The sequence below is a fragment of the Symmachiella dynata genome, assembly GCF_007747995.1.
Classification (GTDB): domain Bacteria; phylum Planctomycetota; class Planctomycetia; order Planctomycetales; family Planctomycetaceae; genus Symmachiella; species Symmachiella dynata.
The window spans coordinates 1841573-1855424 of record NZ_CP036276.1 but is presented as its reverse complement, the minus strand read 5'-3'; the positions used below and the strand labels follow the sequence as shown (position 1 = coordinate 1855424).

Sequence of the window (13852 nt, the reverse complement as noted above, 5' to 3'; positions counted from 1 at the left end):
GTTGGTGGGGTGGGGAGTTGTCTCAGCGCAGCGTTGAGCGGCTCGTCATCTGCGGGGAGTCGCGGAGCGAGTGGGGTTAGACGCTTGTCGTGGCGTGCGGCGGCAAACGGTTTATGTGGGCCAGTAGTTCTTCTTCATCCGCCAAACCTTGGAAGTAATAACAAAGCATTTCATACGTCCGCAGCGTCGGCTTGCGGCCGGTCACTAGGCTGATCAGCAGGCAAGCGATGATCGCACAGTACGTTTGAATTTCGATTCCGTTGTCACAGTCGCTTAATAACTTGCGGCAGCCCAGCACATGTTTCAAAAACCGAAAGTACAATTCGATCATCCAGCGGCAGCGATAAATCAACGCAAGGATTTCCGCCGGCACGTCCAGCAAGTTCGTCACCAGTACGACGTCGTGCGTGGCGGCGGCCCGTTTGCGTCCGCCTCGTTTGGGATGCGTTTCGGCGCGAATCACAACCCGTCGCACGCGATGCTGCGGATGCTCAATCCGTCGCGACTTGGGCGAGCCGAGTTGGCCGATGGCGTCTTCCAACACTCCCGCCACCCGCGCCTCGTCGTCCAGTTCGCGAACCTCGTCAGCCGTAAACGTGCGGTCGTTGCGGATGCGGCAAACGTAGCTGCTGCCGACATCGACGATCGCGTTGAACAGCGAAAATTGTTCGTAACCGCGATCGATCACGTAACAACGGTCCGGTTCCAATTGGCTGCGCAACACGTTTTTTTCATTGGCCGGTCCTTGGCCGCTGGCGTCGGTGACTGCCGATTTGACAGGCACGCCTTTGAGGATTTCAAAGTGCGCGTGCAGCTTAAAACCGCGATCGTTGCGGGTGGCAAAACAGGCCTGCGTGATTTGCGGCAGCTTCTTCAGCAGGCTGCCGTCGACGGCGGTCAAGGTCTGCGCGAAGTCTTTCAGCCGCGGGTCGCAGTCGGCGCGTTGCGGAGCGCGCTGGAGCAGTTCACCGGCGATTTCCCGCAGCAATTCCGGGTCAAACACACGTGCCGCTTCGGACAACGAACCCAGCGAAGCCCGTTGGCAGCCCAGCAAGCGCTGCACTTTTTTGAGTTGGCTGGTTTGTTGCATGCCGCGCAGCGAAGTGACGATCGGGTTGAACATGTACAGCAGTATCAACCCGCAATACTGATCAAAAAACAAGTCGCGATTGCCCGCTTTGTCCCGTTCGCAGCCGACGGGCCGCAAGCGTTTGAGCAGCGAAGAGATTCGTTTCAGATATTTCAGTCCGGTCAAATCCGCATCGGAAACCCGCTTCGCTTTCTTCCTGGCCACAGGGCGCCTCTCCGTCAAATTGGCAGTTATGAAAGACTACCAAAGCCCATGGCGCAAATTCCGTGCCGAACAGGATTGGGCTTGCCCGCCTGTGTGTTTCAGGGAATGCACCCCGCACTGGCGGACGAGCCCAATCCTGTTCGGCTCGATTGTTGCTATTGTTGGGCGTGATGGCAAGGTGGCGGTGTGTTTGCTTGTTTTTTGGGGGAGGGCGTGGCTGCAAGGGCTGCGGTTGGTGGGGTGGGGAGTTGTCTCAGCGCAGCGTTGAGCGGCTCGTCATCTGCGGGGAGTCGCGGAGCGAGTGGGGTTAGACGCTTGTCGTGGCGTGCGGCGGCAAACGGTTTATGTGGGCCAGTAGTTCTTCTTCATCCGCCAAACCTTGGAAGTAATAACAAAGCATTTCATACGTCCGCAGCGTCGGCTTGCGGCCGGTCACTAGGCTGATCAGCAGGCAAGCGATGATCGCACAGTACGTTTGAATTTCGATTCCGTTGTCACAGTCGCTTAATAACTTGCGGCAGCCCAGCACATGTTTCAAAAACCGAAAGTACAATTCGATCATCCAGCGACTGCGATAAATCAACGCGATGATTTCCGCCGGCACGTCCAGCAAGTTCGTCACCAGCACGACGTCGTGCGTGGCAGCGGCCCGCTTGCGTCCGCCTCGCTTGGGATGCGTTTCGGCGCGAATCACCACCCGCCGCACGCGATGCTGCGGATGCTCAATCCGTCGCGATTTGGGCGAACCGAGTTGGCCGATGGCGTCTTCCAACACGCCCGCCGCCCGCGCCTCCTCGTCCAGTTCGCGAACCTCGTCAGCCGTAAACGCGCGGTCGTTGCGGATGCGGCAAACGTAGCTGCTGCCGACATCGACGATCGCGTTGAACAGCGAAAATTGTTCGTAACCGCGATCGATCACGTAGCAGCGATCCGGTTCCAATTGGCTGCGCAACACATTTTTTTCATTGGCCGGTCCTTGGCCGCTGGCGTCAGTGACTGCCGATTTGACAGGCACGCCTTTAAGGATTTCAAAGTGCGCGTGCAGCTTAAAACCGCGATCGTTGCGGGTGGCGAAACAGGCCTGCGTGATTTGCGGCAGCTTCTTCAGCAGACTGCCGTCGACGGCGGTCAAGGTCTGCGCAAAGTCTTTCAGCCGCGGGTCGCAGTCGGCGCGTTGCGGAGCGCGCTGGAGCAGTTCACCGGCGATTTCCCGCAGCAATTCCGGGTCAAACACACGTGCCGCTTCGGACAACGAACCCAGCGAAGCCCGTTGGCAACCGAGCAAGCGTTGCACTTTTTTGAGCTGGCTGGTTTGTTGCATGCCGCGCAGCGAAGTGACGATCGGGTTGAACATAGACAGCAGCATCAACCCGCAATACTGATCAAAAAACAAGTCACGATTGCCGGCTTTGTCCCGTTCGCAGCCGACGGGCCGCAAGCGTTTGAGCAGCGAAGAGATTCGTTTCAGATATTTCAGTCCGGTCAAATCCGCATCGGAAACCCGCTTCGCTTTCTTCCTGGCCACAGGGCGCCTCCCCGTCAAATTGGCAGTTTTATCGACTACCATATCCCATGGCGCAAATTCCGTGCCGAACAGGATTGGGACGAGCCGCCAGTGGCACCCGTTATTCGATATGTTGCTAGGGGCGGTTTTTGTATTTCTTGCTGGCATCGGTGAGGATTTTGCGTTCCTCATCAGTCAGGCTAGCTTCGCCCTGCTCCTGAATTTTGATCAAAATCTCATCCACGCGGCTATCGAGATTTTGTGACGCGGGCGGTTCCGGCGGGCGATAGGGGCGGATCTCGGGATTGGGCTTGGGACGGCGCTTTGGCATTTTCCAATTGCCAAAACTGAGCAGCGGCATGATCCGCCAGCCAAAGTATTTGTAGGCGACACCAAATGCCGCTCCCCCCAAGTGGGCCGCGTGGGCGATCACCGAATCACCAGGGCTGATGACGCCGAACAGATCGATGAGTGCGTAACCCACGGCCAAGAATCGAAACTCGATGGGGATCACGAACATAAACAGGATCGTCATCCGTGGATAAAGCATGGCACACAAAAAGACGACCGCATTCACGCCGCCCGATGCCCCAATCACACCGGCGATGTTTCCGTCAACGAGTTGAATCCCGACGTGGCATAGTCCGCTGACAACTATGCCAGTCAGGTAAAATGCCAGAAATTCCTTGGAGCCGTAAATCGGTTCAACAATGCGGCCAAACATCCACAGCACGTACATGTTGAAAAAAATGTGCATAAAGCTGCCGTGGCAAAAACCGTAGGTGACCAATCGCCAGATTTGGAATTGCTCCAGGGAATGGAGACTCAAACTGAGATAATTCGATACCGGGTCATTACCAGCGCCCATTCCTGGCTGGCGAGAAAGCTGCTGCAGCAGGAAAATGGCGATGTTGGCGACCAACAGGTAATTGATCGCCCAATTGCCACCGGAATTGCCATAGCCGCCGCCATAGCCACCGCTGTTGCCGCTGCGGGCGTAGTCTCTGTTTTCAAATCCCATTTGATTTCTTACACGTTGGGGAAGTTGTTGGCGTGCGAGGCGGGCACCCTGCCTGACGCGGAATCGAATTATACGCACTGCCGCGTTGAGACGAAACCCGTCTGTTTACTGATCGGCAGCTTTTGACATGGCAAACCACGGATTCTGCTGGCACAATGATGCATAATACGGATTGCAGATGATCATGCCGACTCAGTCGTTCCACACAGGGAGGCCCAAAGATGCCGACTACGAATCGTCGCACGTTTCTACAAGGCTCCGTACTAACCGGCCTGGGAGCCATGGCCATGCCGGCACGAGCCGCCAGCGCGGCGGACAAGGTGACCGTGGGACTCATTGGCTGCGGGGGGCGGGGAACGTATCTTTCCGGCCTGTTCGCCAACGAAAAAAACGTGGAGGTCACCTATCTTTGCGACGTCGACCAGGACCGGCTCGCTCGCGGGGGACGCGAGATCTCCGGCAAGACTCCTCAAGCGGTCAATGATATGCGGCGGGTGCTGGACGACAAAGCTGTCGACGCCGTGATTGTGGCCACGCCCGACCATTGGCATGCGCCGGCGGCGATTTTAGCCTGCGAAGCGGGCAAGCATGTGTATGTCGAAAAACCGTGCTCGCACAATATCCGCGAAGGCCGCTTATTGGTCGATGCGGCACGACGTAACAAACGGATTGTGCAACATGGCACACAGGTCCGCAGCACCGACATGATGATCGAGGCGGTGCAAAAATTGCGTGAGGGGATTATCGGCGATGTGCTGGTGGTTAAAGCCTGGAATATTCAAAAGCGCAAATCCATTGGTCATGGTAAACCGAGTGAGGCGCCCGACGGACTGGACTACGACAATTGGGTCGGCCCGGCAGCGATGGTTCCCTACCAGGAGAACCGCGTTCATGATGGTTGGCATTGGTGGTACGACTTTGGCACGGGCGACATGGGGAACGATGGCGTGCACGATATTGATTATGCGCGCTGGGGACTGGGCGTCACGACGCACCCCTCGAAAGTCACAGCCGTGGGTGGGAAATATTTCTTTGACGACGATCAGCAATTTCCCGATACGCAACAAGTCACCTTCGAATATCCCGGCGACGGCAAGCCGGGCAACCGGCGGATGTTCATCTATGAACAACGGTTGTGGTCCACCAACTATCCGCACAACGTCGATAGTGGCGCTGAGTTTTACGGGACCGATGGGCAACTGTTTCTCAGCCGCCGCGGTAAAATCCAGGTCCTGGGTGAGCGCAATCGCCGCACCGAAGTTGCGGTAATGCCTGAACCGCAAAATGCCGAGAAACATGTCGCCAACTTTCTCGACAGCGTGCGTAACGAACGTCGCCCGAATGGTGATATTCAGCACGGCCACCTCAGTTCGTCACTATGCCATCTGGGCAACATCGCAACGCGTCTAGGCCGTTCGCTGGAATTCGATCCGGAGCAAGAAACGTTCATCAACGACGACGAAGCGAACGCGCTGGTGTCCCGCTCCTACCGCGACCACTGGGGTGCGCCGGCGGGTGCTTAGGTATGCTTCGACCGTGCACAGGTCCACTGGTTCCCAAACTCTGCTTGGGAACCCACTTTCTCGAAGCTCTGCTTCGATGGAGCGTGTCAACAAGACGTGTTGATGTTTGTTGAGTGTGGGGCGTGCGAAGCAGAGCTTCGCTGGGGGGCGTTCCCAAACGGAGTTTGGGAACGAGGGGGGTAGGAGCGTGGGGACGGTGACGTTGCTGATCAGTCCTTCACGACCGGATTGACGAGCGTGCCGATGCCGGTGATGGTGATTGCGACTTCGTCACCATGCTCTAATGTGAATTCATCCGGCGGGACGATGCCGGTGCCGGTGAGCAGGATCGCGCCGTGGGGGAAGTCGTTTTCTTTTCCCAGCCAACTGATGAGATCTTCGAAGCTGCGGGCCATTTGATCGACGTTGGTCTCGCCAGAGAAGACTTCGTTGCCGCCTCGTTTGATCGACAGGACAATACTAGTGCCGGCGCGGTCGATTGGTTCTTCCGGGATCAGGACACATGGTCCCAAGCCGCAGCATTGGTTGTAGAATTTTGCCTGGGGCAGGTAGAGCGGGTTTTCGCCTTCAATGTCCCGGGCGGACATGTCGTTGCCGATTGTCAAACCGACGAGTTTCTTTTCCGGCGAGACCATCAGCGCCAACTCAGGTTCGGGGACGGACCATCCGCTATCAAAGCGAACGCGGACTGGTTCGCCCGGTCCGGAGACGCGGCTGGGGGTGGCTTTGAAAAATAACTCCGGTCGATCGGCGGTGTAGACGCGGTCGTAGTGAGACGCAGCCGTATCCGATTCTTCCATCCGTGCGACTTGGCTGCGTTTGTAGGTCACACCGGCGGCCCAGATTTCTTGGCGATCGACAGGTGCGCGAAAGTTGACCTCTTCGATTCCAATCGGAGCTGCTTTTTGGTCGATGAGATATTTGGCCAGCCCGATTGGATCGGGGCTATGCAGCAAATCGGCGAGATTGTGACAATTGTCGACCTGCATCAGGTCCAACATCCGCACGCGTTTCTCTTCAATCAAGGCCAGATGAGTCGATTGGTCGGCCAGTTGAATCGTTGCCACTCGCATCGCTATTTCGCTCTATGTTCGTGAAGGGCGTTCAACAAGGCTTGCATGTCGCTGGGCAATGGAGCTTCAAACTCGCACCATTGTCCGTCGGCTGGATGTGTGAATGACAACCGCCGGGCATGCAATGCCTGCCGGCTGATGAGCGAGGCACGCCGCCCGCTGGAAGTTTCATCATCGGCATGTTCACTAGTGTAACCGGCTGCGGCAAATTTCTCACCTGTAACGAGCCGTTCCAGGTCCAACTTGGCATGTCCGCCGTAGAGACGGTCGGCGACAAGCGAATGTCCCAGGTATTGCATGTGCACTCGCAATTGGTGCGTGCGTCCCGTGCGGGGGTGCAATCGCACATGCGTAAAGCCGCGAAAACGCTCAATGACCTCGTAAAACGTCACCGCCTCGCGCGCTTCGCCGCCGGGCGGGCAGATCGTCATTTTCTCACGATTCTTGGAATGTACCCGCACGTGGGTCTCAATATAGTCGCTATCGAGTTCGACTTCGCCCCACACGATCGCGTGATACACTTTTTTCACTTCGCGGCGTTCAAACTGGCTGCTCAAACGATTATGGACCTGATTGTCCTTCGCCACCACCAACAACCCGCTGGTGTCCCGGTCCAAGCGATGCACAATTCCGGGACGAAAACGGCCGGCGACATCGCTCAGCGAATCAAAATGATATTGCAGCGCCGCTGCCAACGTCCCGTGCGGATTGCCGCGGCCGGGGTGCACAATCATGCCGGCCTGTTTGTTGATGACAACCAGCGAGTCGTCTTCGTGAATGATCGAGAGCGGGATGTTCTCAGCCGGGATTCCGCCGTCGGTCACTGTTGGCAGTTGGACCGACAGAATGTCATTGACCCGCAAACGATGGGCTGGTTTGGCTTCCAGACCATTGACCAAGATCGTTCCGGCGGAGATCGATTTTTGGAATGCGGAGCGGCTAAAGTTGGGATACAGCCGGGTCAGATAGTGATCGAGCCGCCAACCATGCGCGCGGTCTTCCACGGCCAGAGAAATCGGCTCAGGCGATTCGGGGACATTCATTTTGCGTCGTCGGTATTGTCGGCGGCGCCGTCCGTGTCAGCCTCGGTCGTGGATTCGCTGGGTTTGGCCGGAGTTTCAGCGGGCTCGGCAGGCGCTTCAGTAGCGTCGTCGGCCGGGGCATCCGGTTTGTCAGCGGCATCATCAGCCGTCGTGTCCGGTTTAGCTTCCGCGTCCGGCTTGGCTTCCGCGTCCGGCTTGGCTTCCGCGTCCGGTTTCGCATCCGTGTCCGCGGGACCTTCATTGTCAGAGTCGTCCAGGTTCGGCAACCCCCGTAATGGGTTCTCCAGACTATTCGGTCCGCCGCCAAAGGGTAGCTCACCGGAATCGAGAATACTGCCACCTGGCTGCCCTGATCCGCTATCCGGTTTGGGAGGTTCGGCCGGTTTGGGATTCTGTTTTTCGAACCACGCATAAAACGCCTGCGGGCCAGATTTGGCCAAGTACTCGGCGCGTTCTTGTGACATTTTGTGGTAGACGGAATCTTTGAATTCGTCGCCGCCCAGTTCGCTGTACGCGGCGCGTGCGGCTTCCAGATTTCCCAGTGATTCTTCCGCGCGGCCCAAGCCAAAAATGGCGCGTTGTTTGATCATTTTATCGCGATTGTCGACCAGTTTTTGAAAGTTGTCGCGGGCCGCAGTCAATTCGGTAACCGCATTCGCACGGTCGGTGAACATTCCTTGAATGGCCCGTGACAAGCGTCCTTCGGCTCCCAACAAGATTGCCCAGTCGGCGGCGACGGTCCCTTTGACACGGTCGTTCTCAGCAATCGTGGCGAAGTCGTCGGGCGAACGCGCTGTGGAGAAGTCGTACCAAGCATTTGCGCTCGTCGAGGCGGCTTGGGTCGCATAAATTCGATAACCGGCAATTGCGACCGTGATCGCACAAATGACGACCGTGATTTTCATTGCATGTTCTTCGACAAACCGGACGCCTTTCTGCGTCAGCTTGCTGAGATCATTGGTCTGCAACTCGTGGCGGTGTTCGCTTTTCATGATGGTTTATTCAGACTGTCACAGGCAGCCGTCATGGGCGGTTGGTGGAAATTTGATCGCTCGACAAAGAAATGCGGTCGGCCGGTGTGCTCCATGTGGTGAGCGACCCCGTTCCGCCACTTTTCCGCGTTTTTTGCGGCTTAAGAGTTTGTCGCAGCGTTGGACGCGCGAGTATAGATGCGTGGTCCAAGCCAGTCAAGGGGAGCAACTTACGGCGATTTTGCCGCGCTGTCCCGGGATAAGGGGAGAACGGCACGTATTCGGGATTTGAAGGTGTGTTTGCGGCGGTATTCGATGAACGGCAGCGCGGCAATGGCGAATTGAGATTTGTGCCGCCCTTTCAGGGCGAATTCGCCTTACCGCCCTCCCAACCCAGGGCGGCGGGGCGTTCGCTCCGCTCACGCGCCATTGCCCTGGGCTGACATGTGTGGCCCCGTTGGGGCTAGCAAATTCGCCCCAACGAATTCGCCCTATAGGGGCATTGACATGCCAGCCCAGGGCAGAGCGCAGCGACGCCCTGGGATAGGTTGATCGCACCCCAAATTCGCCCTGAAGGGGCGGCACAATTGTCGGGGTGCCTCAAAATCTCTGGTTTTGTGACCTGGATGCTCAGTTAGGGGCTTTGGCGAGCCGATACTGATTGTATCGATTTGACCGATCGCGCGGCTGGAAAACCGTGCGCCGGCACCGCAGGAACTCATTTTGTCATAACCTGTTGAAAAATAGTGCCTTACATCTCGCCTCTTCACTGAGGCTTCGGGAGTATCTGGACATGGAATCTGCCAACGCCAAGCCGACCATCCGAATTCTGCATCATATGGCCCGCAGTGGGGGGACGATTATTTCCCGCTGTTTGGGCAGCATGCAAGGGGTGACGTTGCTCAGCGAAGTCAGTCCGGTTCCCTATCGGGAAATCACGCCCGCGACAATCGGTTCCTGCATCCAGTTCCATCCGATCCTACAAGCCTACAAATGGCATGAATTGTTCACCGTCGAAGAAGCTGAAATGCTGACCGTGCAAACGTCGTTGGACTATGCCACATTGATCGAGCTCGTCCACCACCGCTGCGCCGCACGGGGACAAACTTTGTTGTTGCGGGACTGGTCGCATGCCGACTTCACCGCGCATCCCCCGTTTCCGGCTCCGACGTATAAATTGTCGATCGTCGAAGCACTGCAAGACCGCTTTGATATCCGGCATACCGCCAGTGTGCGGCATCCGATTGATCAATGGCTCAGTTTGCGACGACTGGCTGTGATTGATGGCCATGTCTCGTTGGCACAATATCTGACCGGATATCGGCATTTCGCCGAAAAATGTGTCGAGATGGAATTTGTGCGGTACGACGACCTTGTCGATTCGCCGACGACCGAAATTCAAAAACTGTGCCAGCGTTTAGATCTGCAATACGATCCGAGTTTCGAAACCGAATGGGTGAAGTACTCCAAGGTCACCGGCGACATGAACCAAAACCGCGCCGAGACGGCGATTAAAAAATTGCCTCGGCGGGATTTTGAATCCGAACTGCTGCAACAATGCGAAGCCAACGCCGACTATTGGAAGTCGCTGGAGTTGTTGGGATTTGCCCATCCCGAAGGAGTCGCACAAAGCGCGCCGGCAGCGATTGCCGCCCCGAATTTTCTCTCGCACGTCTCCACAACGGAACAAATGTCGTCGATGTTTCAACAAGAGACACAGTCCTGATTGAACGGTCCAAATTCAACGGTGGCAGCATGTTTGATATCACGTCCATACTGGGCGACGCGCTTTCGGAAATCTCCATCGTCGATATCGGTGCGATGGATGTCGGTGGCGATACGTCGTTTCAGTCGCTGCTCGATCGCGGTTTAGCACATCTGGTGGGATTCGAACCGATTGAAGAGGAATGCGAAAAGCTGAATCAACAATCGGCGGACCATTTGACGTATTTGCCGAATTTTGTGGGCGACGGCAAAGTCCATCCGTTTTACATCACCCAGGCAGCGATGTCCTCGTCGTTGTACGAACCCAATCTACCGCTGTTGGGCCACTTCCAGCACTTAGAAGAATACATGAGGGTCGTGCAGACCGCACAGGTGCAGACGCGGCGGTTGGATGAAATCTCCGAAGTGGGTGACGTGGACCTGCTGAAGGTCGATGTCGATGGCGCGGAGCTGGATGTTTTTCGCGGCGCGTCACGCGTGCTGAAAGATACACTCGTGGTGCAAACCGAAGTCCATTTCGTGCCACTCTACAAACAAGCGCCGTTGTTCGCCGATGTTGATAGCCATTTGCGCGAGCAGGGATTTTTGTTTCACCAATTCGAAGGACATGCGGGTCGCGCGTTTAAACCGTTGATGCTCAGCAATCAACCGTATCGCGGATTTGGACAATGGCTGTGGGCCGATGCGGTTTATGTCAAAAGTTTTGAGTCCTTTGGTGAATTGGCGGCGGAAAAACTCCTCAATCTGGCGGTGATCCTGCACGAGGTCTATCGCTCCTACGATATGGCGGCGTTGGCGCTGCAGCATTACGACGCATTGACCGGCTGCAACATTCAACAGATCTATCTGAACCGGCTCGCCGGCGGTGACACCGCTGCGGCCTGACAGCGACTTTCATAAGAATCGAATCCGGCTATGCAGAACAGCACCCCCAACATCCATGACGCCTTAAGACTGCATCAAGCGGGCGAACTCGGGCAAGCGACGGCGATCTATCGGCAGGTGTTGTCGATCGATCCGCGCAATGCCGATGCTCTGCATTTGTTGGGAGTGGTCGCCTTTCAACAAGGCGCGCATGACGAGGCGATTGAATCGATTCAACAAGCGATTGATGTTTCGCCGAACTCGGCCGTCTTTCACAACAATCTCGGTGCTGCGCAGCGCGAATTGGCGTTGCTTGACGCAGCGATTGGAAGCTTTGAACGGGCGGCGGAACTCGATGCGAATTATGTCGAGGCTCGCTTCAACCTCGGCAATGCATTGCAAGCTGCCGGTCGGCTCGCCGAAGCGGTGTCTGCCTACCGGTCGGTGCTGCAGGTACAACCAGAGCACCTCAATGCGCTAAACAACCTCGGGGCGGCACTGCAAACGCAAGGCGATCTTGCGGGAGCGACCGAGTGTTACCAACGCGTCCTAGCCCTCGATGAAACCAACGCGGACAGTTGGCACAACTTCGGTCTGTGCCTCGATGCCCAGGACCGCCTCACCGAAGCAGAGGAATGCTTTCGCCGCGCGTTGTCGTGCCGCCCGCAATTTGCCGATGCCTACAACAGCTTGGGATCGGCGCTGCGAATTCAAGGCCGCGTTGATGAGGCCCGCACCTGTTTCGAACAAGTTTTAACGCTCGATCCACGGCACCATTTGGCGCAATCCAATGCGTTGATGACATTGGATTATACGGCCGACATTTGCCCGCAAGAAATCCACCAGCGTCGCTGTGAATGGGGTGACAACGTTGCCACGCAAATCGCCCCGCAACAAACGCATCACAGCAGCGAGATCAATGGCGGGATCATCAAAATCGGTTACATCTCACCCGATTTTCGAGAACACGCGGTGGCCAGTTTCATTGACCCGATACTCTCCAATCATAGCAGCGAGTTTGATGTCGTCTGCTACGCTGATGTTGCCGTTCCTGACAAAATGACGCAGCATTTGCAATCGTTGGTGGGAACCTGGCGGAATATCTACGGCATGAGTGAAGAACAGGTCGCGCAACAAATCGCGGCGGATCGCGTTGATATTCTGGTTGATCTGGCAGGACACACGGCGCGGCATCGACTGCGCCTGTTTGCCCGCAAGCCGGCGCCAATTCAGGTGAATTATCTGGGAGACTCCACCACGACCGGCCTGGCGACGATGGACTACCGTATCAGCGATGCTTGGGCCGATCCGTGGTTTAGCGACGAGTATTGCCGCGAGACGTTGGTCCGTCTGCCGGGCGGGTTCCTCTGTTTCGCCCCGCCCGAAGCAGCGCCGGAAGTCGCTGCGTTGCCGTGTACGCAAAACGGGTACGTCACGTTCGGTTCCTTCAACAGCCTAGCCAAAATCACGCCCGACGTAATGCGCATCTGGGCGGAGTTATTGCAGCAGGTACCCGAATCGCGATTGTGTCTGAAAAATGGCGCGCTGCGCGACGAATCGGTCCGCACGCGTATGACACAACGATTCGAGGAACTAGACATCCCCGCACACCGGCTAGAATTGCTGGGCCATGTCGAAGACGCTGCGGAGCATTTAGCGCTGTACAACCGAATCGACATCGGCCTGGACACGTTTCCCTACGGGGGAACCACCACCACCTGCGAGGCATTGTGGATGGGCGTACCGGTGGTGACCCTATCGGGCGCCACGCACGTCAGTCGCGTCGGCACAAGTTTGTTGTCGCAGTTGGGTCTGAATAAGCTAGTGGCTCATGACGAAGCGGAGTACGTGCAAATCGCCGGCGAATTGGCTCGCGATGAACAACGGCTCACCATCCTCCGCAACGGACTTCGCGACGCCATGCAACGCTCATCGCTGTGCGATGCGGCGGGTTTCACACACCGTTTGGAAATGGCCTATCAATCAATGTGGCAACAATGGTGCGCGTCTTGTGCGTCGGAACCGATCGTTTGCGCGGGGTAGGTCCGCCGCAATATCTCAGTGAATCGGGTACAATCTGTTAGCGTGCCACAGTTCTCGCTTCGGTGTCAAACGGAACTATGCCATCGACGAGATAGACGCTCCAACGCCGTTCATGGCCATCTACAATCATTAAGATTTCCGCAGGGCCAGCTTCTAATTCAATCTTATCACGCGGGACGATCCGCCCGGGGCCGACCTTAGCCAAGCGCCATGATTGTCCGTTCGCTTCAAGAAACAACTGCACCTCTGCGGAGTAATGCGGTCGAATGTCTGATTCATCAATCATGTGGATGCATTCCGATGCGATTCGCCGAGCACGCGAATATGCGAAAAACCGTCGTATCGAACTAAAAGAACAACTAGGTGCTGGCTATGACGGAGTGGTCTTTTCAACGAATCAAGAATCGGTCATCAAATCGCTTCGGTTCGATAAATTGTATCACAAGGAACGAGACGTCTATTTGAGACTCAGGAAAAACCACATTGAAAAAATCGAAGGATTCGCCGTACCCGCATTAGTCGATTATGATGACTTTCTTTGGGTAGTCGAGATAGAAATCGTCTCGCCACCATTCGTCGTTGATTTTGCTGGTGCCAGCTTAGATACCAGATCGGCCGATTATCCGCCAGAGGTTTACGAAGAATGGGAACGCGAAAAACGCGAACAATTCGGCCAGAATTGGCCAAAAGTCCTATCAATTCTGTCAGGTTTTCGCCGTTACGGAATCTATTTGGCGGACGTTAAGCCGGGCAACATTGAATTTGCCCCAGACGAATGGAACACCTAGACC

The 13852-nt window shown here is 56.3% G+C and carries 12 protein-coding genes; 5 read left to right on the top strand and 7 right to left on the bottom strand.

The annotated features are described in order from the left end of the window. Nucleotides 1-76 precede the first annotated feature (76 nt). The 3 genes from Mal52_RS07110 to Mal52_RS07100 form a co-directional block, all read right to left on the bottom strand. A complete protein-coding gene (locus Mal52_RS07110; RefSeq protein ID WP_197534386.1) occupies nucleotides 77-1294 on the bottom strand; it encodes an IS4 family transposase in 1218 nt (405 codons plus the stop codon). 307 nt (nucleotides 1295-1601) lie between these two features. Continuing rightward, nucleotides 1602-2819 (bottom strand): IS4 family transposase, encoded by a 1218-nt coding sequence (locus Mal52_RS07105; RefSeq protein ID WP_197533420.1) that lies wholly within the window; start codon nucleotides 2817-2819, stop codon nucleotides 1602-1604. Nucleotides 2820-2934: 115 nt separating this feature from the next. Next, nucleotides 2935-3819 carry a rhomboid family intramembrane serine protease gene (locus Mal52_RS07100; RefSeq protein ID WP_145375034.1) on the bottom strand — a complete coding sequence of 295 codons (885 nt, stop codon included), beginning with the start codon at nucleotides 3817-3819 and terminating at the stop codon, nucleotides 2935-2937. A gap of 221 nt (nucleotides 3820-4040) precedes the next feature. On the opposite strand from Mal52_RS07100, the gene Mal52_RS07095 reads away from it, so the two are divergent. Next, nucleotides 4041-5342, top strand: coding sequence for a Gfo/Idh/MocA family protein (locus tag Mal52_RS07095; RefSeq protein ID WP_145375032.1), 1302 nt, complete (start codon nucleotides 4041-4043; stop codon nucleotides 5340-5342). A 209-nt stretch (nucleotides 5343-5551) separates the two neighbouring features. On the opposite strand, the gene Mal52_RS07090 is transcribed toward Mal52_RS07095, so the two are convergent. The 3 genes from Mal52_RS07090 to Mal52_RS07080 are packed head-to-tail and all read right to left on the bottom strand — an operon-like array spanning nucleotide 5552 to nucleotide 8450. Further along, nucleotides 5552-6415: a fumarylacetoacetate hydrolase family protein gene (locus Mal52_RS07090; RefSeq protein ID WP_145375030.1), complete on the bottom strand. Its 864-nt coding sequence runs from the start codon at nucleotides 6413-6415 to the stop codon at nucleotides 5552-5554. A gap of 2 nt (nucleotides 6416-6417) precedes the next feature. Further along, nucleotides 6418-7458, bottom strand: coding sequence for an RluA family pseudouridine synthase (locus tag Mal52_RS07085; protein ID WP_145375028.1), 1041 nt, complete (start codon nucleotides 7456-7458; stop codon nucleotides 6418-6420). Next, nucleotides 7455-8450, bottom strand: a complete 996-nt coding sequence (locus Mal52_RS07080; protein WP_145375026.1) for a hypothetical protein — start codon at nucleotides 8448-8450, stop codon at nucleotides 7455-7457. Before Mal52_RS07080 ends, Mal52_RS07085 begins: the two co-directional genes overlap by 4 nt. Before the next feature lie 772 nt (nucleotides 8451-9222). On the opposite strand from Mal52_RS07080, the gene Mal52_RS29645 reads away from it, so the two are divergent. The 3 genes from Mal52_RS29645 to Mal52_RS07070 are packed head-to-tail and all read left to right on the top strand — an operon-like array spanning nucleotide 9223 to nucleotide 13061. Further along, entirely contained in the window at nucleotides 9223-10155 is a 933-nt protein-coding gene (locus Mal52_RS29645; protein ID WP_197534722.1) for a sulfotransferase family protein, read from the top strand. Between the two features lie 29 nt (nucleotides 10156-10184). Beyond that, the gene (locus Mal52_RS07075) at nucleotides 10185-11039 is read left to right on the top strand and encodes an FkbM family methyltransferase (RefSeq protein WP_197534721.1); all 855 of its coding nucleotides are present in this window, start codon (nucleotides 10185-10187) and stop codon (nucleotides 11037-11039) included. Between the two features lie 30 nt (nucleotides 11040-11069). After that, nucleotides 11070-13061, top strand: a complete 1992-nt coding sequence (locus Mal52_RS07070) for an O-linked N-acetylglucosamine transferase, SPINDLY family protein (protein ID WP_145375022.1) — start codon at nucleotides 11070-11072, stop codon at nucleotides 13059-13061. A gap of 37 nt (nucleotides 13062-13098) precedes the next feature. On the opposite strand, the gene Mal52_RS07065 is transcribed toward Mal52_RS07070, so the two are convergent. Further along, the gene (locus tag Mal52_RS07065) at nucleotides 13099-13347 is read right to left on the bottom strand and encodes a hypothetical protein (protein WP_145375020.1); all 249 of its coding nucleotides are present in this window, start codon (nucleotides 13345-13347) and stop codon (nucleotides 13099-13101) included. Here Mal52_RS07065 and Mal52_RS07060 point away from each other — a divergent pair. Further along, a complete protein-coding gene (locus Mal52_RS07060) occupies nucleotides 13328-13849 on the top strand; it encodes a hypothetical protein (protein WP_145375018.1) in 522 nt (173 codons plus the stop codon). The two genes, Mal52_RS07065 and Mal52_RS07060, sit on opposite strands and share 20 nt — an antisense overlap. The last annotated feature ends 3 nt before the right edge of the window (nucleotides 13850-13852 follow it).